Raw genomic sequence first — 17,711 nt, forward strand, 5'->3', positions numbered from 1 at the left:
TCCGGGCCGGTGCGCGCTGCCGGGTGTCCGTACGTACGACCTATCGCCCCCGTACCGCCGATCGTTAGCTGTGCGTCACCCGTTCGTGTCCTTCTGTAGCCGTTCCCGCAGCTCTCGCTTGAGGACCTTGCCCGCCGCCGACACCGGGATCGCGTCGACGAGGAACAGCTCCCGGATCCGCTTGTACGGCGCGACCTGCGCGTTCACCGCCTCCATCAGCGCGTCGGGGTCGGCGCCCGGCGCCACGACGAACGCCACGGGCAGCTCGCCGGCGCTGAGGTCGGGGCGCCCGACGACCGCGGCCCCCGCCACCCCGGGTTGTGCGTGCAGCAGTTCCTCCAGATCGCGCGGGTACACGTTGTAGCCCTTGTAGATCAGCATGTCCTTCTTGCGGTCGACGATGGAGAGGTAGCCGTCGTCGTCGAGGACGCCGATGTCGCCGGTGCGCAGCCAGCCGTCGACCAGCGTGGCCGCGTTGTCCTCGGGCCGGTCCTGGTACCCGACCATCACCTGCGGCCCGCGGATCACGACCTCGCCCGGCTCCCCGACGGGCAGTGCGGCGAGGTCGTCGCCGGCAGGGTCGACGATCCGCACCTCGGTGTCGGGCACCGGCAGGCCCACGGTGCCGACCTTGCGCACCGCCGACCGCGCCGCCGGGCCGATCGTGGCGCCCATCGTGACCTCGGTGAGTCCGTACCCCTCGGCGATGACGACGTCCGCACCGAGCCTGCGCTGCAGGCCCTTGATCATCTCGACGGGTAGCGGAGCGGCCCCGGAGCTGATGCTGCGGATCGACGAGAGGTCGCGCGTGGCGAAGTCGGGGTGCTGCAGCAGGGCCCCGTAGATCGGCGGGGCCCCGCTCATGCCGGTGACGGCGAACCGCTCGGCGTCGGCGAGGTAGGCCGCCGGGTCGAACCGCTCGTGCAGCACCGTCGTGGCGCCGGTGACGGTGGGGACGTTGAGCCCGCCGATCGTGCCCATCGCGTGAAACCACGGGGCCAGGCCGATCGCGACGCCGGTGCCCAGCCGCGTCGGGTACTCCTCGGCCGGCTCGACCTGGTCGAGCACCACGCCGCCCTCGCCGTCGAGCGCGGGGAGGGAGCCCGAGCCCCGGCACGCGTACTGCAGCACGTTGACGACCACGTTGCGGTGCGGCAGCTGCACGCCCTTCGACCGCCCGGTCGTGCCGCCGGTGTAGGCGAGGTGGGCGAGGTCGCGGTGCACGTCGATGTCGACGACGGGCGCGGTGGTCGGGGCGTCGCCGTGGAAGGCCTCGAAGTCGACCATCCCGTCGACGGCGAGCCGGTGCGTCGGGTCGAGCGCCTGCTCGCGGTCGGTGACCAGCACGAGCCGGATCACGGTGCGGTCGCGCACGGCGGCCAGCGCCGGGGCGGCCGGGGCCCAGGTGACGGCGGCGACGGCCCGGGAGTCGGCGAGCTGCGCGGCGAGGTCGGGTGGCGGGAGCAGCGGGTTGGTCGGGGAGAACGTGGCCCCCGCGAGCAGGGTCCCGTAGTAGGCGATCGCGTACTGCGGGCAGTTGGGCAGGTGGATCGCGACGACGTCGCCGCGGCCGACCCCCTCCGCGCGGAGTGCGTTCGCGAAGGCGCAGGCCCGCTCGTGGAGCGCGGCGAACGTCAGCTCGCGACCGGCGTAGTGGATCGCGGTGCGCTCGCCGAACCGCCGTGCCGACCCGGCGAGCAGGGCGCCGACGGGAACCTCGGGGTAGATCACCGGGCGCTCACCGGCATCGCCTTGATCCCGTTGATGAACATCGACTGCAGCCTCCGGGGCTCGGCGGTGGCGTGGATGTCGGGCACCCGGGTGAGCAGCTCGCGGAACATCACCGACATCTCGCGGCGGGCGAGGTGCGCGCCGAGGCAGAAGTGCGGACCGGCACCGCCGAACCCGACGTGCGGGTTGGGGGAGCGGCGGACGTCGAACGCGTCGGGGTCGGTGAAGTGCGCCGGGTCGCGGTTGGCGCCCCAGTAGAAGAGCAGCACCTTGTCGCCCGCGGTCATGTCCTGCCCGCCGAGCACGGCGTCGACGGCCAGGGTGCGGCGCATGAAGATCACCGGTGAGGCCCAGCGGACGATCTCCTCGACGGCGGTCGGGGTGACGCCGTCGAGGTCGCCGAGCCAGATCCGGCGCTGCTCGGGATGGTCGGTGAGCAGCTTGAGGCCCCAGCTGATCGCGTTGCGAGTGGTCTCGTTGCCGGCCACCACCAGCAGGATGAAGAAGCTCGCGAGCTCGTCGGGGGTGAGGCGCTCGCCGTCGATCTCGGCGTTGATCAGCGCGGACGTCACATCGTCGGTGGGTCGCTGCTCGCGGTGCTCCGCCAGGTCGCGCATGAGCTCGGCGAGCTCGTTGCCCGCCTGCAGCAGCGCGACGATGACGTTCTCGGCGTCCGGGACGTACTCGGGGTCGCTCGCCCCGAGGATCACGTTCGACGTCCGGAACACGAAGTCGTACTGGCTCTCCGGCACGCCCATCATGTCGCAGACGATCTTCAGCGGGAGTCGGGCGGAGATGGTGGAGACGGCGTCGCACTCCCCGGCGTCGACCACGTCGTCGACGATCCGGGTGGCGATCGCCTGCACGTCGTCGGTGATCGCGGCGAGGCGCTTCGGGGTGAACCCGCGCGAGACGATCCGGCGCAGGCGGGCGTGCCGCGGGTCGTCGGTGTTGATCATCGAACCGTAGAATTCGAGGAACTCCGGCGGCAGGTCGGCGACGTTCGTCGCACCCGCGCCGGAGGTGAACACCTTCGCGTTGCGGCTGGCCTCGACCAGGTCGTCGAGGCGGGTCAGGGCCCAGTACCCCGGGCCCTTCGGCAGGAACGAGGCCTCAGGCTCGGCGAAGAACGGCACCGGCTCCCGCTCGCGCAGCGCCGCGAACGCCGCGGCCCGCTCGGAGATGGGGGCCGTCCAGAACCGCTCGATGTCGGACAGGTCCGGGCGGGTGGCCCAGGTGGTGCTCGGCGGCATCGCCGAACCTCCTCGCTGTGGGTCGGATCACCCACACTAGTTACCGGGAGGTAGCGGGCAAGGGGCCGTAGGGGCCGCGCCCCGGACCGCGGGGGCCAGCCGCTCGGCTCGCGCGGTGATACGGCGCGGTCGGGGGGGCAGGTGGGTCGGGCGGGTGCCGTCGCGGTGGAGAACCCGCCCCCCGCCGAGCGCGACGATCCGCCGCGTCACGCGGGCACCGGTGGGGCGAGGAGGCCGCGGGCGTAGGCGATGTTCACGGCCTCGGTACGGCTGGCGGCACCCAGCTTCGCCATCACCCGCGACAGGTGCACGCTCACCGTCTTCTCGCTGATGAACAGGGCCGCGCCGACCTGCCGGTTGGTGTGGCCCTGCGCGACCTGCTCCAGCACCGAGCGCTCCCGCGGGGTGAGGACGTCGGGGGCCGGGGTCTTCCCGTCGGGCGTGACCCCGGCCCGGGCTGCCAGAGCGTCGACGGCCGTCAGCAACGGGACGGCCCGCAGGGCGGTGGCGGTGCGGTGGGCGTGGCGGAGGTCGTCGGCGACGTCGGCCGCGGCGAGCCCGGTGGCGAGCCGGGCTTCGGCCCGGCGCAGCCGCGCGTATGCACCGCGGTACCCGAGGCCGGCGGGCTCGTAGGCGAACGCCTCGACGACGGCGTCCCACGCCGACGGGTCGGGCGCGGTGAGCCGGGTGAGCTCGGCGTGCGCCCGCAGCAGCCAGGCCCGGCCCTCCGGCCCCATCTCCGTGCCGCGGGGCAGGCCGCGCCGCGCGGTCTCCTCGGCGTGGGCGACCAGCCGCCGCGCGTGGCCCTCGACGTCGCCCGCGCCGGCGACGAGGCCCGCGATGCCCAGTGCGGCGAGCGCGATCCCGCCGAACGCGTACCCCTCGATCGCGTCCAGCGCCGACTGCGCGGCGGCGGCCCGGGCGACGGCGTCGTCGGGCCGGTCCTGCCAGAGCGCGGCCTCCGCGGCGGCGACCCCGAGGTAGACCGTGGCCTGCATGCCCTCCAGCGGCCGCGCCGTCAGCTCGGCGTAGCGCCGCTCCACCACGTCGAACCGGCCGCGTGCGGTGGCCACGAGCAGCCCGGCCGCGACGAGCCGCGCCGACACCGACGCCGGGACCGCGGCCCCGGCCAGGTCGGCGGCCGTCTCCGCGGCGTCCCAGTCGCCGCCGAGGTACCGGGCCGCCACGTGGGCGACCCGGACGTCGAGCCCCGGCATGCTCCACCGCAGGCCGGTGGCGGCGGCGCGGTCCTCGCCCTCGGCCAGCTCCTCGGCCGCGTCGGCGAAGCGGCACTCCTCCAGCAGCGAGAAGCCGACACCGGAGTACGTGCGCAGCTCGGCCCCGAGGTCGCCCGCGCGGCGCGCCAGCGAGCGCGCGGTGGCGAGCCGCGCCCGCGCCTGCTCCGGCCGGCCCGAGTACGCCTCGCACCCCGCCATCGTGACCAGTGCGTCGGCGGCCGCGGCGTGGGCGAAGCGGTCGGCGTCGGGGAGGGCGGACGCGACCCCCACGGCCCGCTCGGCCTCGCGCACCGCGTCGGGGAACTCGTCGACCCGGTAGTGGGCCCTGGCGAGCACGGCGTGGCACCACGCGAGGTCACCGGACGGCGGGCGCGCGCCGAACACCGTCATCGCCTGCTCGGCGGCGTCGCGGGCATCGGCGTAGCTGTCGTCGCTGCGCTCCAGCAGCCGCAGGGCGTACTTGACCCGCACCGTCGCGGTGAGCACCGGGTCGCCGTGGCGCTCGGCGAGCTCCAGCGCGCGCCGGCCCAGCGCGGTGCCCCGCTCGGGGTCGCCCGTGGCGCTCGCGGCCCAGGCGGCCATCCGGGTGAGCTGGTGCTCCGGCGCGCCGGCGACGGTCTCCGCGTCGGGGACGGCGGGCCACAGCTCCAGCGCCCGCTCGGCGTGCAGCAGCAGCTCGGCGGGGGCCTCCTGCCCGTCGGCCTCGCGGGCCGCCGACACCGATGCGGTGAGCGCGGTGGGCAGGTCGTGCGCGGCCAGCGCGTGGTGGGCGAGCATCGCTGCGCGGCCCGGTTCGTCGGGGGCGGACGGGTCGGCCAGCAGCGCGGCGAACGCGGCGTGCAGCCGGCTGCGCTCCCCGGGGAGCAGGTCGTGGTGGATCGCCTCGCGCAGCAGCGCGTGCCGGAAGACGTAGTCGTCGCCGGAGTGCCCGTCGGCGACCAGGACGTGGTGGTGCACCGCCTCGCGCAGCCCCAGCTCCAGCTCGTCGACGTCGAGCCCGGCGACGGCGGCGAGCTGGTCGTGCCGGACCCGGCGCCCGGCGACCGACGCCACCCGCAGCAGCCGCTGCGTGGCCGGGGTGAGGCTTTCGACGCGGGCCAGCAGCACCTCGACGAGGCTGTGCGGCAGGCCGTCGGAACAGCTGGAGACCAGCTCCTCGGCGAAGAACGCGTTGCCCTCGCTGCGCCGGGCGACGCTGTGCAGCAGCTGCGGCGTGAGCGACCCGTCGGCGAGCAGCCGGACGAGTGCGAGAACGTCGGCCGCGTCGAGCGGCTCCAGCTCCACCCGCTCGACGGCCGGCAGCCGCACCAGCTCCGACAGCACCGGCCGCAGCGGGTGGCGGCGGTGCAGGTCGTCGGATCGGTAGGTGGCCAGCACGACCAGGCGCTGCGCGTCGAGCCGGGAGAGCAGGAAGACGACGAGGTCGCGGCTCGACCGGTCGGCCCAGTGCAGGTCCTCCAGCACGACGAGTGCGGGCCGGTCGGCGGTGAGCTCGTCGAGCACCGACAGCACGGCGTCGAACACCCGGAGCTGGCCCAGCGACCGGTCAGCCTCCGGCTCGGCCCGCGGCGGACCGCCGGGCTGCAGGTGGCGCAGGGCCCCGTGCGCGGCGACCAGCTCGGGCCGCCGCACCGCGAGCGCGCCGACGATCTCGGTGAACGGGAGGTACGGCAGCGCGGCCTCCGCGGTGTCGAGGCAGCGCCCGGTGAGCACGGAGAACCCCGCCGCGGACGCCCGCGCGACCGCCTCGGCGACGAGCCGGGACTTGCCGACGCCCGCGTCGCCGGAGAGCAGCACCCCCGTCGGCGAGCCCGTGGACGCACGCTCGAGCGCCGCGGCCAGCGCCGACACCTCGTGCCGGCGGCCCACCAGCTCGATGCCCGCCCCGATCCGCGTCACGCGGGTCATCGTGGCACGGCGTACCGACAGTTCGCGTCCGTGTTCGCGGCGGGTGAGGTGGGACGGTCCGGCGGTGCGGGAGGCATCGGTGACCGCTCCGACCTGCGGGCCCGGCGTGCGGCGCGGGCGAGGCGGCCGAGCCGGAACTGCTCGGCCTCCGCGAGCAGCTCGCGGTGGCGGAGCTCGGCGGTGCGGGAGTGGCCCGGGCTGTCGAAGAACATGCGACGAGCCTCGTGCTGAGGCCCGGGGCCCGACATCGGGCGATCACGCCGGTTCCCGTCCGCCCGGGGTGTGGGCCGGGGTAAGGACCCTTACCCCCGCGGCTGCCCGGGAGGGGTGATCAGGCCGCGCTGGTAGGCCCGCACCAGCCGCCGGGGCACGCGGTACTCGCGTCCGTCGATCCGCACCGGCACCAGGTCGGGCGCCGCCGCCTTCCACTGCGCCCGCCGGCTGCGGGTGTTGGACCGGGACATCCGGCGCTTGGGAACGGCCATCAGTGCTCCTCCTCGGAGTGGTGCTCGGCGCCCGCCACCACATCGGCGGCGGGTTCGCAGGGGTCGGTGTGCCACCAGCCGAAAGGGTCGGGCAGGGCGCTCCACACGTCCGGTCCGGCGGCCAGTTCGAGGTCGGTGAGCAGGGCCTCGCGCAGGACGGCGTCGATCTCGTCGGGGTCGGCGGCGTGGGAGAGGACGACGAGGTCCTGCGCCCGGTCGCCGAAGCGCGGGTGCCAGCCCAGTGCCGCGAACGCCTGCCGCTCCGGTGACGCCGCCTCCCACGCCCCGTCGCCCGCGCCGTGGAGCCAGCCGCCCGCGTGGCCGACCTGGAGGCCGCCACCCGCCGACTCCAGCCAGAGCACCGCGTCGGGTCGGGTCGCGAGCCAGATCCGGCCGCGGGCGCGGACGACGCCGTCGAGCAGCACGTCGAGCGCGTCGTGCAGCCGCAACGGGTGGAACGGGCGCCGCGCGGAGAACACGACGAGCCGCACGCCGCACTCGCCGTCGAGCGGGGGGGTGCCGCGCAGCAGCGGCGCGTGCACGTCGTCGGGCCGCCCGCGGCGGGCCGCACCGGGTGCGAGGACCCGCTCGTCGAGTCCGCCCGCGCGCAGCCGCACCGCGGCGGGGGCGAGCCGGGCGAGCACGGCGTCGAGCCGGGCCAGCTCCCACGGGTCCGCGGTGCCGGTGACCACGACGACGTCGGCGAACTCCGCCTGCCCGACGGCCACCTGCGCGACGGTCCGCTCGTCCGCGCCGTCCTCCGCCCGCCCGAGCTCCGGGCAGCCGCGCTCGGGCAGCGTCGCGTCGCCGGTGGCGTCGGCGAACCACGTGCCCGCGTCGACGACCGTCACCACCCCGAGCAGCTCGACGTCGTCGACGACGGGCCGGTCGCCGACCAGCACGTGCAGCAGGGACCAGCACAGGTTCTCGGGTTCGAGCGCCGGGTCGAGGTGTAGCACGATCCGCGCCGGTCCACCGGGCCCGGCCAGCTCCCGGAGCTGTGGGAGCAGGTCCTCGCGCAGTGTGCAGGACACGCAGCCGTGGGCCAGCCCGACGGTGGTGGTGACGTCGGAGTCGCGGCTGCGCAGCCTGCGCCGCACCAGCCCGTCGCCGACGTCGCGCAGGTCGTGGTGCAGCACGGCCACGTCGGGGTCGAGCGAGCGGATGCGGGTGACGACGTCCTCGACGCCGGGCGCGGTGAGCCCGGTGAGCACGAGGAGCTCGGGGCGGGACACGGGACCTCCTGGGGTGGGGTAGCCTCCACCGTAGATGAAAACGAATGTCGTTACACAAGGAGGTGGGCGATGGCCCGCGGCAACGAGCTCCGGCCGATCGTGAAGATGCGCTCGACGGCGGGAACCGGCACCACGTACGTCACGCGGAAGAACCGGCGCAACGATCCCGACCGCATGACGCTGCGCAAGTACGACCCCGTCGTGCGGCGCCACGTCGAGTTCCGTGAGGAGCGCTGAGATGGCCGTCCGCCCTACCCGGGTGCCGCGCAAGAGGGTCAACCCGCTGCACGCGAAGAAGATCACCGAGGTCGACTGGAAGGACACGAACCTGCTGCGCCAGTTCATCTCCGACCGCGGCAAGATCCGCGCCCGCCGCGTGACCGGTCTGACCGTGCAGCAGCAGCGGCAGGTCGCCACCGCGATCCGCAACGCCCGCGAGATGGCGCTGCTGCCCTTCCCGCACCCCGGACGGTCCTGATGTCGATGCGCTGCGAGCTGACCGGGCGCGAACCCGGCTTCGGCAAGAACGTCTCCCACTCCCACCGCCGCACGAGCCGCCGGTGGGACCCGAACATCCAGGTCAAGCGCTACCGGTTCGAGGGCCGCACGGTGCGGCTGCGCCTCTCGACCGACGCGATCAGGACGATCGACCGCATCGGCATCGACGCCGCGGTGGCCCGCATCCGGGCCCGCGGGGGGAAGGTCTGATGGCCAAGACCGGCAAGATCGTGAAGAACGAGCGGCGCAAGGCGGTCGTGGCGAAGTACGCGGAGCGCCGCGCCGGGCTCAAGGCCGTCATCGCCCGGCCCACCACGTCCGACGACGACCGCGCGTCCGCGATCCGTGAGCTGAACCGCCAGCCCCGCGACGCGAGCGCCACCCGTGTCCGCAACCGCGACGCGGCCGACGGTCGCCCGCGCGGCTACCTGCGGAAGTTCGGCGTCTCCCGGGTGAAGCTCCGGGAGCTCGCGCACGCCGGCCACCTGCCCGGGGTGCGCAAGTCGAGCTGGTGACGGGAGCCGATTTCGGGTCGCCGCGGAGGGTGTGTAGCATCTTCAACGGCCGCGGGAAGTGACCGCCCGCAGGTCCGTACCGCCCCTTTAGCTCAGTCGGTAGAGCGTCTCCATGGTAAGGAGAAGGTCTACGGTTCGATTCCGTAAAGGGGCTCGATGAGGCGGCGTGAGCCGCCTCATACAGCGGTGTAGCTCAGCTGGTAGAGCAAGCGGCTCATAATCGCTGTGTCGCCGGTTCAAGTCCGGCCACCGCTACCAGTTCCAGAAGACCAATCATGGAGGCACCCGCGATGGGTAAGGCCACGGACGTCCGGCCGAAGATCACGCTGGCGTGCGAGCAGTGCAAGCACCGCAACTACATCACGAAGAAGAACCGGCGCAACGACCCCGATCGCCTCGCGATCAAGAAGTTCTGCGCCAACTGCGGCACGCACCGCGAGCACCGCGAGACCCGCTGACGGTGCCCGACGCCTCGTTCGTCGGCACGGCACTGGCGCCCTCGGCGCCGTACCTGGTCGGCCGGGAGAAGATCAAGGAATTCGCCCTCGCCGTCGGCGAGGGCGCTTCCGTGTGCTCGGACGTCGACGCGGCCCGGGCCGCGGGCCATCCCGACGTCGTCGCGCCGCCCACCTTCGCCGTCACCTTCACGATGCCGCTGATCGAGGGCTTCCTGCGCGACCCGGCCTTCGGATGGGACTACTCGCGGATGGTCCACGGCGACCAGTCGATCGTGCTGCACCGCCCGATCCACGGTGGGGACGAGCTCGTCACCGTGATCCACGTCGAGGACCTCAGCACCCGTGCCGGCAGTCACATGCTGACGCTGCGCTGCGAGGTCACCGCCGTCGACGGCACCGCGGTCGCCACCACGAAGGCCCTGCTGGTGACGGGCTCGTGAGCTCACCATCGGACGCAGCTGCGCCGCGGACGCGGCCGGCGAGCGTCAGCAAGGAGGACTCGTGAGCGCCGTCGAGAAGGGCACCGAGCTCCCCCCGCTGGAGCTGCGCGTCACCCGGGCCGACCTGGTCCGCTACGCGGGCGCGTCCGGCGATCTCAACCCGATCCACTGGAGCGACCGCGTCGCCACCGGTGTCGGCCTCCCCGGCGTGATCGCGCACGGGATGCTGACGATGGCGCTGGCCGCCCGGTTCGTCACGGCGTGGGTGGGCGACCCGTCCGCCGTCCGCAGCTACGGGGTCCGCTTCACCCGTCCCGTGGTCGTCCCCGACGACGACGAGGGCGCTCTGGTCGAGCTGTCCGGCAAGGTCACCGACGTGACGGACGGGATCGCCAAGGTCGCGATCACCGCCCGCTGCGACGGGAAGACCGTGCTGGGGCGGGCCGTGGCCGAGGTCGCGCTCCCGTCCTGAGCGCCCCGAGTTGCCCGCGTTCCGGCGCTGGGTCGATGCTGCCCCGCGTCAGGAACACACCGACCGGAGGGAGCACCACGTGAAGTTCGGCAAGCTCGTGGACAAGGCGTGGGAGGACAAGTCCGCCGAGGAGGTCCTCGCCGCCCCGCCGTCGGCCCTGGAGGGTCTGAGCGAGCGGCACGACGCCATCCTCGCCGACCTCGGCATCAAGACCGTCGCCGACCTGGGCAACTGGAAGTACGCGCAGCGCGCGGCCGCGCTCGTCGCGCTGGGCCCGCTGGACAAGTAGGGCGGGCGGAACCGCTCCACCGGGTGCCGTACACTCGTCGTGCTGGGTGCGTCGTCATGCGACGTATCTCTCCGTCGGCGGGCAGGTCTCCCGGCGGGGTGGTCTAGGGGTGTAGCTCAACTGGCAGAGCAGCGGTCTCCAAAACCGCAGGTTGCAGGTTCAAGTCCTGTCACCCCTGCACTGCGTACAGGACGGAAGCAGCGGATCCGACCGGCAGTTCCTGCCGGTCGGCCATCCGACGGCGAGCTGGAGGACGGTCGTGACGGACGAGCGCGAGGCAAGCGAAGACGGGCGGGAACGCCCGGGCTCCGCTGCCGACCGTCGGGGTCGACGGGCCGGCTCCACGCCGACCGGCGACGGCGGCAAGGGTCGGGCCACCGCGGTCCGGGACGGCCGTCCCGAGAAGGTCTCGCTGCCGAGCAGGCTGATCCGGTTCCTGCGCGAGGTGATAGCCGAGCTGCGCAAGGTCATCTGGCCCACGCGCAAGCAGCTCATCACCTACACGATCGTCGTGCTGGTCTTCGTGTCCTTCATGGTCGCGTTCGTCGCACTGCTGGATCTGGTGTTCGCGCAGGGTGTCACGTACCTGTTCGGCACGTGACCCGGCACGACACGGAGAAGGAAGCGAGACGTACGTGAGTTCCCCAGACGGCGGCACACAGCTGTCCGACAGCGAGATCGAGGCCAACGAGGCCGCGCTCGACGCCACGGCCGAGGCCACTCCCGACGCTGATCTCCCCGAGCAGGCCGTGCAGGACGCCGACGTCGAGGCCGCCCACGGCACCGAGTCCGTGTCCGACAGCTACACCGAGGACGAGCCCGGCGCCGACGACGCCGCGACCGACGAGGCCGCGGCCGGCGAGGTCGCGACCGACGAGGTCGCCGCCGAGCCCGAGGTCGAGGAAGAGGTCGACCCCGTCGAGGAGATGCGCACCGCCCTGCGGCGCGCCCCCGGCGACTGGTACGTCGTGCACTCCTACGCCGGCTACGAGAACAAGGTGAAGACCAACCTCGAGACGCGCGTGCAGACGCTCGACGTCGAGGACTTCATCTTCCAGGTCGAGGTGCCCACCGAGGAGGTCACCGAGATCAAGAACGGCCAGCGCAAGCAGGTGCAGCGCAAGGTGCTGCCCGGCTACATCCTGGTCCGGATGGATCTCAACGACCAGTCGTGGGGTGCGGTCCGCAACACCCCCGGCGTGACCGGGTTCGTCGGCGCCACGAACAAGCCGTCGCCGCTGAGCCACGACGACGTCCTCAAGTTCCTGCTGCCCAAGGTCGAGCCGAAGCCGGCCGCCGGGGGCGGCAAGGGTGACGGTGCCGCGAGCACCGGCGGCAAGCCCACGGTGGAGGTCGACTTCGAGGTCGGCGAGTCCGTCACCGTCATGGACGGTCCGTTCGCCACGCTCCCGGCCACCATCAACGAGGTCAACATCGACGCCCAGAAGCTCAAGGTGCTGGTGTCGATCTTCGGCCGCGAGACACCTGTCGAGCTGGCATTCAGCCAGGTCTCCAAGATCTAGTACGAGGACACAGAGATGCCCCCCAAGAAGCGGAAGCTCTCCGCGATCATCAAGCTCCAGATCAAGGCCGGGGCCGCGACCCCGGCCCCGCCGGTCGGCCCCGCGCTCGGCCAGCACGGCGTCAACATCATGGAGTTCTGCAAGGCCTACAACGCGGCCACCGAGTCCCAGCGGGGCGACATCGTCCCCGTCGAGATCTCGGTCTTCGAGGACCGCTCGTTCACGTTCGCGCTCAAGACGCCGCCGGCCGCGCGCCTGCTGCTCAAGGCAGCCGGCGTCGACAAGGGCAGCGGCACGCCGCACACCACCAAGGTCGCCTCGGTGACCATGGACCAGGTGCGCCAGATCGCCCAGACGAAGATGGCCGACCTCAACTCCGACGACATCGAGCAGGCCGCGAAGATCATCGCCGGTACCGCGCGCTCGATGGGCATCACGATCAAGGGCTGAGCACCACCCCACATGCATGCGTGGGAGAGCCGGGCGCGGCTCGCACCACGACCTGAACAAGACTGAGGATTCAGATGGCACAGCGCAGCAAGGCCTACCGCGAAGCCGCGGAGAAGATCGACAAGGACAACCTGTACACGCCGCTCCAGGCCGCCGCCCTGGCCAAGGAGACGGCGAGCACCAAGATGGACGCCACCGTCGAGGTGGCCATGCGGCTGGGTGTCGACCCCCGCAAGGCCGACCAGATGGTCCGCGGCACCGTCAACCTGCCGCACGGCACCGGTAAGACCGCCCGCGTCATCGTGTTCGCCACCGGCGACAAGGCCACCGAGGCCGAGGCCGCAGGCGCCGACGTCGTGGGCGCCGAGGACCTCATCGAGCGCATCCAGGGCGGGTGGCTCGACTTCGACGCCGCCATCGCCACCCCGGACCAGATGGCCAAGGTCGGCCGGATCGCGCGCATCCTCGGCCCGCGTGGCCTGATGCCGAACCCGAAGACCGGCACCGTGACGCCCGACGTCACCAAGGCCGTCAACGACATCAAGGGCGGAAAGATCAACTTCCGCGTCGACAAGCAGGCCAACCTGCACATGGTCATCGGCAAGGCCTCGTTCGACACCGAGAAGCTGGTGGAGAACTACGGCGCCGCGCTCGACGAGATCCTGCGCGCCAAGCCGAGTGCCGCCAAGGGCAAGTACATCAAGAAGATCACCGTCTCCACCACGACGGGACCGGGCATCCAGATCGACCCGCTGCGTACGCGCAACCTGCTCGTGGACGAGAACCCCTCGGCCTGACGCCGAACCCTCGACGACGCCCCCGCCGCCCACTCCGGGCCGCGGGGGCGTTCTCGTGTGCGGGGTTCAGGACCAGTCGGCCAGCACCGTGTCGACGTCCTCCGGGGCGGTCGCCGACCGTGGGAGGACAGGCGTCGTGCGGGAGAAGCGGGGGGCGGGGGCGGCCTGCGGCACACCGTCGGCCTCCACGATCGTCGAGCGCGCCGCGATGTGCGGGTGCGTGGCGACCTCCCCGAACGCGAGCACCGGCGTGACGCAGGCGTCGGTGCCGTCGAACACCGCCGCCCACTCGTCGCGGCTGCGGCTCGCGAAGACCTCGGTGAACCGGGTGCGCAGCACGGGCCATTGCTCGCGGTCGTACTGCTGCGGCAGGTCGGTGGGGTCGATGCCCAACCCGGTGAGCAGCGCCGCGTAGAACTGTGGCTCCAGCGACCCGACGGCGACGTGCCTGCCGTCGGAGCAGGTGTAGGTGTCGTAGAACGGGCAGTGGCCGTCGAGGACGTTGGAGTCGCGCTCGTCGACCCAGACCTTCTGCGACAGGAATCCCCAGAACATCTGGCTCAGCAGTGACGCTCCGTCGACCATCGCCGCGTCGACGACCTGCCCCTCACCGGAGCGGCCCGCCTCCCACAGTGCCGAGAGCACTCCGACGACGAGCAGCATCGAGCCGCCGCCGAAGTCGCCGACCAGGTTCAGCGGCGGCACCGGGCGCTCGCCCGCGCGGCCGATGGCGTGCAGCGCGCCCGTCAGCGAGATGTAGTTGATGTCGTGCCCGGCGCGCTGGGCCATCGGGCCGTCCTGCCCCCAGCCGGTCATCCGGGCGTAGACGAGCTTCGGGTTGCGCGCGTGGCAGTCGGCCGGGCCGACGCCGAGTCGCTCGGTGACACCGGGCCGGTAGCCCTCGATCAGCACGTCGGCCTGCTCGACGAGCCGCAGCACGGTCTCGACGCCGTCGGGCGACTTGAGGTCGGCGGCCACCCGGCGACGACCGCGCAGAGTGGGGTCCGGGGCGTCCGCGTCACCGAGTTGCAGCCCGCCCGGACGGTCCACGCGCACGACCTGGGCCCCCAGGTCGGCCAGGATCATCGCGGCGTGCGGGCCGGGTCCGATCCCGGCCAGCTCCACGACCTTGCACCCTGTCAACGGTCCACTCACCGATTACCTCCTCGTGATCGTCGACCCGACATTAGGCGACCGCCACGGGTTCCGAGGTCGCTCCCGCGTCGACGTGATCGAGTCCGCGCCAGGCCAGCAGCAGCCGCTCCAGCGCGGAGTCGACGCGGTCGGGACGCAGCGTGTAGGGCAGCCGCAGCCGTCTCTCGAAGGCGCCGTCGAGGCCGAAACGCGGGCCGGCGGCGAGCAGTACGTCGTGCCGGCGGGCGGCGACGGTGAGCCGGCTCGACACCGGCTCGCCGAGGTCGACCCACAGGCTCAGGCCACCCCCGGGCCGGGACGGCTGCCAGCGCGGGAACAGCTCGGCCAGGCGGTCGAGCAGGTGGGCCCGGGCGGCGGTGAGCTCGGTGCGGCGCGCGGCCGCCACGGCGTCGACGTCGGCCAGCAGACGCGCGACGACGAGCTGTTCCAGTGCGGGCCCGCCGAGGTCGATCGACGCGCGCAGCGCCGCCAGTCGTCGGACGGTGGACGCCGATCCGCGGATCCACCCGATGCGCAGCCCGCCCCAGAAGACCTTGCTCGCCGACCCGACGGTGAGCAGGTTCGCGGAGTCGCCGAACGTCGCCACCGGCGGCGGCAGCGGACCGTCCAGCGCGAGCTCGGCGAGCGTCTCGTCGACGACCAACGGGGTTCCGGTACGGCGCGTCAGGTCGACGAGCCGCTCGCGGCCCGCGGCGTCGAGCACCGCACCGGTGGGGTTCTGGAACTCCGGGATGACGTACGCCAGGCGCGGAGCGGCGTCGCGGACGGCGGTGGCGAGCAGGTCGAGGTCCCAGCTGCCGGTGCCGTCCGGGCTCGCACCCATCGGGAGCGGGACGGCGCGGGCGCCGCGGGCCGTGACGGCGTCGAGGGCGTTGGGGTAGGTCGGGTGCTCCAGGAGCACGCGGTCACCGGGCGCGGTGAACGCGGCCAGCACCAGCCCGATCGCGCTCTGCGCACCCGCCGTGACGAGCACCTGGTCCGGTGTGGTGGGCAGCCCGCGGTGGGTGAACCGGTCGGCGATCGCGGAGCGCAGGGTGGGGAGCCCGAGCAGGTCGTACCCGTGGCCGCCGAGCAGGGCGTCGAGATCGTGGACGGCGCCCGCCGCGGCCCGGCGCAGCTCGGCGCTGGGTGCGGGGAGGGCGGCGTGGGCGAGGTCGAACAGCGACCGGTCGCCGTGCGGGGAGAACGGTGACTGGGTGCTGCCGCCCGCGGGTTCGTCGGGGAGCCGGGTCCAGCTCCCGGACCCCCGCCTGCTGTGCAGGACGCGCGCGTCGCGCAGCGTGTCGTAGGCGGCGGCGACGGTGGTGCGGCTGAGGCCCAGCGCGCCGGCCAGCTCCCGCTCGGCGGGCATCCGGGTCTGCAGCGGCAGCCGGCCGTCGAGGACGAGGAGCCGGACGCGGTCGGCGAGAGCGTCGGCGAGGCCCCGCCCGTCGGGCGGGCGCCAGTCGCCGAGCAGCCGGGTGAAGCTGCGCGCGCCGATCCGGCGGTCCACATCGTCCATGCGGTCCACCTTCGCGGAATTGGCCCTCGATGCCAAGGCCAATCGGGATGACGATGAGCGGCATGGAGATCTGGGTGTACGTGGTCCTCGTCCTGATCGCCGTCGCGGCCCCCCGCTACGGCGTCGACAGCCGGTGGGACGGGCACCCGCGTCGGGGCCCGACGGTGCGTGGTGACCTCGCCCGGCTGGGTCAGGTGTTCCAGTCCCAGGTGCCGCGGGCGAAGACGGCGAGCGTGTGCCCGCCGTCGTCGCGCTGCTCGGCGCTGTAGTGGTAGCGGCCGGACTGCCATCCCTCGTGCGTCGCGACGGCGTCGAGGTAGGCCGCCGCCCACCGCTGCCAGTCGTCGACGACCTCGGGCAGCGGCTCGGGTGCGTCGCAGACGACGTCGGTGAACGGGTGGAAGTTGCCGCGGAGCCCGGTCCACATCTGCACGTCGAGCCACACCTGGTCCATGGACCGGGAGTATCGGGGTGCCCGCGATCGGCGGCGCGGCGGATCACCCGATCGGGTCACGCGCCGAGGAGGTCCGACCGCCCGGCGGACTCCAGGTGCTCGCGGTACGGGCCGAACATCTGCTTGGCCAGCGGCAGCACCTTGAGCAGTTTCGCGACCGGTCCCTTCGCGCGGACCTGCCCCTTCGCCAGCGCAACCGGCAGGATCACCTTGCCGAGCCAGAACCGGTTGCCGGTGTCGGCGGTCATGAACAGCTCGACGTTGGGCTCCGGGCCGAGCCCCGCGCCCTCGTGGATCTCCTTGCCCGGCATGTCGACGGTGATCACGGCGTCGGGGTCGGTGTAGGTGATGCGCAGGACGATGCCGGTCGGTTCGAGCTTGGCGACGAGGTCGGCGTCGTCCATGCCTCGGCGGAACACCCCGCCCAGGAACTCGTAGACCTCTGCCTCGCTGCTGAACGCCGCCACGTCGGCCCCTTCGCTGGGTGGGTTGCTGGTCGGGGGAGTCTCGCGCATCGCGGCGACCGGGCGCAGGACCACGGACGGGCCATGTGCGGCCCGTGCGGGCCAGGGTCGGCTCGGGGCCCTGGCCCGCCCCCGCCGTCGAGCTGTCCGTGCCGGCGGTGCTCCCGGCTCAGCGTCCCGTGGTGTCGTCGGAGTCGTCGAGCAGGCCGTAGCGCCCGGCCAGCGCGGCCGCCTCGATGCGGTTGGCCGCACCGAGCCGGTGCAGCAGCGAGGCGATCATCCGCTTCGCGGTGCGCTCGCTGACCAGCATCGGCTTCGCGATCTCGCTGGTCTCCAGGCCGCGGGCCAGTAGCCGCCACAGCGTCACCTCGCGCGGGCCCAGCCGCTCCAGCAGCCCGTCGCCGGTGCGGTCGCCCGCGGCGAGCAGGGCGTCGAGCAGGTCGGGGCGCACCACCCGCACCCCGGCCAGGATCGCCAGCAGTGGCGCGACCAGCACCTCCGGGTCGGCGGACTTGCCGAGGAACCCGCCCGCCCCGGCCCGCAGCGCCGCCGTGGCCAGCCCCAGGTCGTCGGTGCCGGAGAGGGCGAGCACGTGCGTCCGCGGGTACGCCGCGGTGACCCGCCGGATCGTCTCGACGCCGCCGAGCGGGGGGAGGGCGAGGTCGACGATCGCGATGTCGGCGGCCTCGCGACCGACGAGCGCGACCGCGTCCTCGCCCGCGGTGGTGGAGCCGGCCACGACGAACGTGTCGCCCGCGCGGGACTCCAGCAGCAGGGCGAGACCCTGGGAGAAGAGGGCGTGGTCGTCGACGATGACCACGACGTAGCGGCCGTCGCGCACGGAG

Annotated in this window: 23 protein-coding genes and 3 tRNA genes; 15 read left to right on the forward strand and 11 right to left on the reverse strand. The window is 73.3% G+C overall.

Annotation, left to right across the window (positions count from 1 at the left end; genetic code table 11):
* Positions 1-75: 75 nt before the first annotated feature.
* The 6 genes from I4I81_RS27905 to mrf form a co-directional block, all read right to left on the reverse strand.
* Entirely contained in the window at positions 76-1,731 is a 1,656-nt protein-coding gene (locus I4I81_RS27905; protein WP_218602919.1) for a class I adenylate-forming enzyme family protein, read from the reverse strand.
* Positions 1,728-2,984 carry a cytochrome P450 gene (locus I4I81_RS27910; RefSeq protein WP_218602920.1) on the reverse strand — a complete coding sequence of 419 codons (1,257 nt, stop codon included), beginning with the start codon at positions 2,982-2,984 and terminating at the stop codon, positions 1,728-1,730. The genes I4I81_RS27905 and I4I81_RS27910 overlap by 4 nt, the downstream gene beginning before the upstream one ends.
* 206 nt (positions 2,985-3,190) lie before the next feature.
* Positions 3,191-6,121: a helix-turn-helix transcriptional regulator gene (locus tag I4I81_RS27915; protein ID WP_218616443.1), complete on the reverse strand. Its 2,931-nt coding sequence runs from the start codon at positions 6,119-6,121 to the stop codon at positions 3,191-3,193.
* A 5-nt stretch (positions 6,122-6,126) separates the two neighbouring features.
* On the reverse strand, positions 6,127-6,342 hold the full coding sequence (locus I4I81_RS27920; protein ID WP_218603277.1) for a hypothetical protein: 216 nt from the start codon (positions 6,340-6,342) through the stop codon (positions 6,127-6,129).
* A gap of 90 nt (positions 6,343-6,432) precedes the next feature.
* Entirely contained in the window at positions 6,433-6,615 is a 183-nt protein-coding gene (gene rpmF / locus I4I81_RS27925; RefSeq protein ID WP_218603276.1) for a 50S ribosomal protein L32, read from the reverse strand.
* Positions 6,615-7,850: a ribosome hibernation factor-recruiting GTPase MRF gene (gene mrf, locus I4I81_RS27930; protein ID WP_218603275.1), complete on the reverse strand. Its 1,236-nt coding sequence runs from the start codon at positions 7,848-7,850 to the stop codon at positions 6,615-6,617. Before mrf ends, rpmF begins: the two co-directional genes overlap by 1 nt.
* A gap of 69 nt (positions 7,851-7,919) precedes the next feature.
* Here mrf and rpmG (I4I81_RS27935) point away from each other — a divergent pair, with 69 nt between their 5' ends.
* The 15 genes from rpmG (I4I81_RS27935) to rplA all read left to right on the forward strand — a co-directional run bounded on the left by rpmG (I4I81_RS27935) (position 7,920) and on the right by rplA (position 13,292).
* Entirely contained in the window at positions 7,920-8,087 is a 168-nt protein-coding gene (gene rpmG, locus I4I81_RS27935) for a 50S ribosomal protein L33 (RefSeq protein WP_218603274.1), read from the forward strand.
* Between the two features lies 1 nt (position 8,088).
* Positions 8,089-8,328 carry a 30S ribosomal protein S18 gene (gene rpsR / locus I4I81_RS27940; RefSeq protein WP_218603273.1) on the forward strand — a complete coding sequence of 80 codons (240 nt, stop codon included), beginning with the start codon at positions 8,089-8,091 and terminating at the stop codon, positions 8,326-8,328.
* Positions 8,328-8,558, forward strand: a complete 231-nt coding sequence (gene rpmB / locus I4I81_RS27945) for a 50S ribosomal protein L28 (RefSeq protein WP_218603272.1) — start codon at positions 8,328-8,330, stop codon at positions 8,556-8,558. The genes rpsR and rpmB overlap by 1 nt, the downstream gene beginning before the upstream one ends.
* Positions 8,558-8,863: a 30S ribosomal protein S14 gene (gene rpsN / locus I4I81_RS27950; RefSeq protein ID WP_218603271.1), complete on the forward strand. Its 306-nt coding sequence runs from the start codon at positions 8,558-8,560 to the stop codon at positions 8,861-8,863. Before rpmB ends, rpsN begins: the two co-directional genes overlap by 1 nt.
* Positions 8,864-8,944: 81 nt before the next feature.
* A tRNA-Thr gene (locus I4I81_RS27955) sits at positions 8,945-9,017 on the forward strand.
* 28 nt (positions 9,018-9,045) lie between these two features.
* A tRNA-Met gene (locus I4I81_RS27960) sits at positions 9,046-9,121 on the forward strand.
* Positions 9,122-9,138: 17 nt separating this feature from the next.
* Complete coding sequence (rpmG, locus tag I4I81_RS27965; RefSeq protein ID WP_218603270.1) at positions 9,139-9,321, forward strand: 50S ribosomal protein L33; 183 nt, start codon at positions 9,139-9,141, stop codon at positions 9,319-9,321.
* 2 nt (positions 9,322-9,323) lie between these two features.
* Complete coding sequence (locus tag I4I81_RS27970) at positions 9,324-9,761, forward strand: FAS1-like dehydratase domain-containing protein (RefSeq protein WP_218603269.1); 438 nt, start codon at positions 9,324-9,326, stop codon at positions 9,759-9,761.
* A 61-nt stretch (positions 9,762-9,822) separates the two neighbouring features.
* Positions 9,823-10,233, forward strand: a complete 411-nt coding sequence (locus tag I4I81_RS27975) for a MaoC family dehydratase (protein ID WP_218603268.1) — start codon at positions 9,823-9,825, stop codon at positions 10,231-10,233.
* Positions 10,234-10,312: 79 nt separating this feature from the next.
* Positions 10,313-10,522 carry a hypothetical protein gene (locus tag I4I81_RS27980; protein ID WP_218603267.1) on the forward strand — a complete coding sequence of 70 codons (210 nt, stop codon included), beginning with the start codon at positions 10,313-10,315 and terminating at the stop codon, positions 10,520-10,522.
* 105 nt (positions 10,523-10,627) lie between these two features.
* Positions 10,628-10,700 (forward strand) — tRNA-Trp (locus tag I4I81_RS27985).
* Between the two features lie 81 nt (positions 10,701-10,781).
* Positions 10,782-11,123 carry a preprotein translocase subunit SecE gene (gene secE / locus I4I81_RS27990; protein ID WP_218603266.1) on the forward strand — a complete coding sequence of 114 codons (342 nt, stop codon included), beginning with the start codon at positions 10,782-10,784 and terminating at the stop codon, positions 11,121-11,123.
* A 34-nt stretch (positions 11,124-11,157) separates the two neighbouring features.
* A complete protein-coding gene (gene nusG / locus I4I81_RS27995) occupies positions 11,158-12,045 on the forward strand; it encodes a transcription termination/antitermination protein NusG (RefSeq protein ID WP_226363605.1) in 888 nt (295 codons plus the stop codon).
* A 15-nt stretch (positions 12,046-12,060) separates the two neighbouring features.
* Entirely contained in the window at positions 12,061-12,495 is a 435-nt protein-coding gene (gene rplK, locus I4I81_RS28000; protein WP_141278820.1) for a 50S ribosomal protein L11, read from the forward strand.
* A gap of 74 nt (positions 12,496-12,569) precedes the next feature.
* The gene (rplA, locus tag I4I81_RS28005; protein WP_218603265.1) at positions 12,570-13,292 is read left to right on the forward strand and encodes a 50S ribosomal protein L1; all 723 of its coding nucleotides are present in this window, start codon (positions 12,570-12,572) and stop codon (positions 13,290-13,292) included.
* 66 nt (positions 13,293-13,358) lie between these two features.
* Here rplA and I4I81_RS28010 read toward each other — a convergent pair whose 3' ends face one another.
* The 5 genes from I4I81_RS28010 to I4I81_RS28030 form a co-directional block, all read right to left on the reverse strand.
* Positions 13,359-14,447, reverse strand: coding sequence for a CaiB/BaiF CoA transferase family protein (locus I4I81_RS28010; RefSeq protein WP_218603264.1), 1,089 nt, complete (start codon positions 14,445-14,447; stop codon positions 13,359-13,361).
* 31 nt (positions 14,448-14,478) lie between these two features.
* Positions 14,479-15,948, reverse strand: coding sequence for a MocR-like transcription factor YczR (gene yczR, locus I4I81_RS28015; RefSeq protein ID WP_218603263.1), 1,470 nt, complete (start codon positions 15,946-15,948; stop codon positions 14,479-14,481).
* 190 nt (positions 15,949-16,138) lie between these two features.
* Positions 16,139-16,402: a hypothetical protein gene (locus I4I81_RS28020; protein ID WP_218603262.1), complete on the reverse strand. Its 264-nt coding sequence runs from the start codon at positions 16,400-16,402 to the stop codon at positions 16,139-16,141.
* Positions 16,403-16,458: 56 nt separating this feature from the next.
* On the reverse strand, positions 16,459-16,941 hold the full coding sequence (locus tag I4I81_RS28025; protein WP_226363606.1) for a sterol carrier protein: 483 nt from the start codon (positions 16,939-16,941) through the stop codon (positions 16,459-16,461).
* Positions 16,942-17,035: 94 nt separating this feature from the next.
* On the reverse strand, positions 17,036-17,707 hold the full coding sequence (locus I4I81_RS28030; RefSeq protein ID WP_218616444.1) for a response regulator transcription factor: 672 nt from the start codon (positions 17,705-17,707) through the stop codon (positions 17,036-17,038).
* Between the last annotated feature and the right edge of the window lie 4 nt (positions 17,708-17,711).

The sequence above is a fragment of the Pseudonocardia abyssalis genome (assembly GCF_019263705.2).
GTDB lineage: Bacteria > Actinomycetota > Actinomycetes > Mycobacteriales > Pseudonocardiaceae > Pseudonocardia > Pseudonocardia abyssalis.

What these genes read in the sequence shown, in the direction of transcription:
- I4I81_RS27910 (WP_218602920.1), bottom strand. Translation starts at nt 2,984, where the DNA reads ATGCCGCCGAGCACCACCTGGGCCACCCGCCCGGACCTGTCCGACATC.
- I4I81_RS27920 (WP_218603277.1), bottom strand. Translation starts at nt 6,342, where the DNA reads ATGTTCTTCGACAGCCCGGGCCACTCCCGCACCGCCGAGCTCCGCCAC.
- rpmF (WP_218603276.1), bottom strand. Translation starts at nt 6,615, where the DNA reads ATGGCCGTTCCCAAGCGCCGGATGTCCCGGTCCAACACCCGCAGCCGG.
- rpmG (WP_218603274.1), top strand. Translation starts at nt 7,920, where the DNA reads ATGGCCCGCGGCAACGAGCTCCGGCCGATCGTGAAGATGCGCTCGACG.
- rpsR (WP_218603273.1), top strand. Translation starts at nt 8,089, where the DNA reads ATGGCCGTCCGCCCTACCCGGGTGCCGCGCAAGAGGGTCAACCCGCTG.
- rpmB (WP_218603272.1), top strand. Translation starts at nt 8,328, where the DNA reads ATGTCGATGCGCTGCGAGCTGACCGGGCGCGAACCCGGCTTCGGCAAG.
- rpsN (WP_218603271.1), top strand. Translation starts at nt 8,558, where the DNA reads ATGGCCAAGACCGGCAAGATCGTGAAGAACGAGCGGCGCAAGGCGGTC.
- rpmG (WP_218603270.1), top strand. Translation starts at nt 9,139, where the DNA reads ATGGAGGCACCCGCGATGGGTAAGGCCACGGACGTCCGGCCGAAGATC.
- rplK (WP_141278820.1), top strand. Translation starts at nt 12,061, where the DNA reads ATGCCCCCCAAGAAGCGGAAGCTCTCCGCGATCATCAAGCTCCAGATC.
- rplA (WP_218603265.1), top strand. Translation starts at nt 12,570, where the DNA reads ATGGCACAGCGCAGCAAGGCCTACCGCGAAGCCGCGGAGAAGATCGAC.
- yczR (WP_218603263.1), bottom strand. Translation starts at nt 15,948, where the DNA reads ATGGACGATGTGGACCGCCGGATCGGCGCGCGCAGCTTCACCCGGCTG.
- I4I81_RS28020 (WP_218603262.1), bottom strand. Translation starts at nt 16,402, where the DNA reads ATGGACCAGGTGTGGCTCGACGTGCAGATGTGGACCGGGCTCCGCGGC.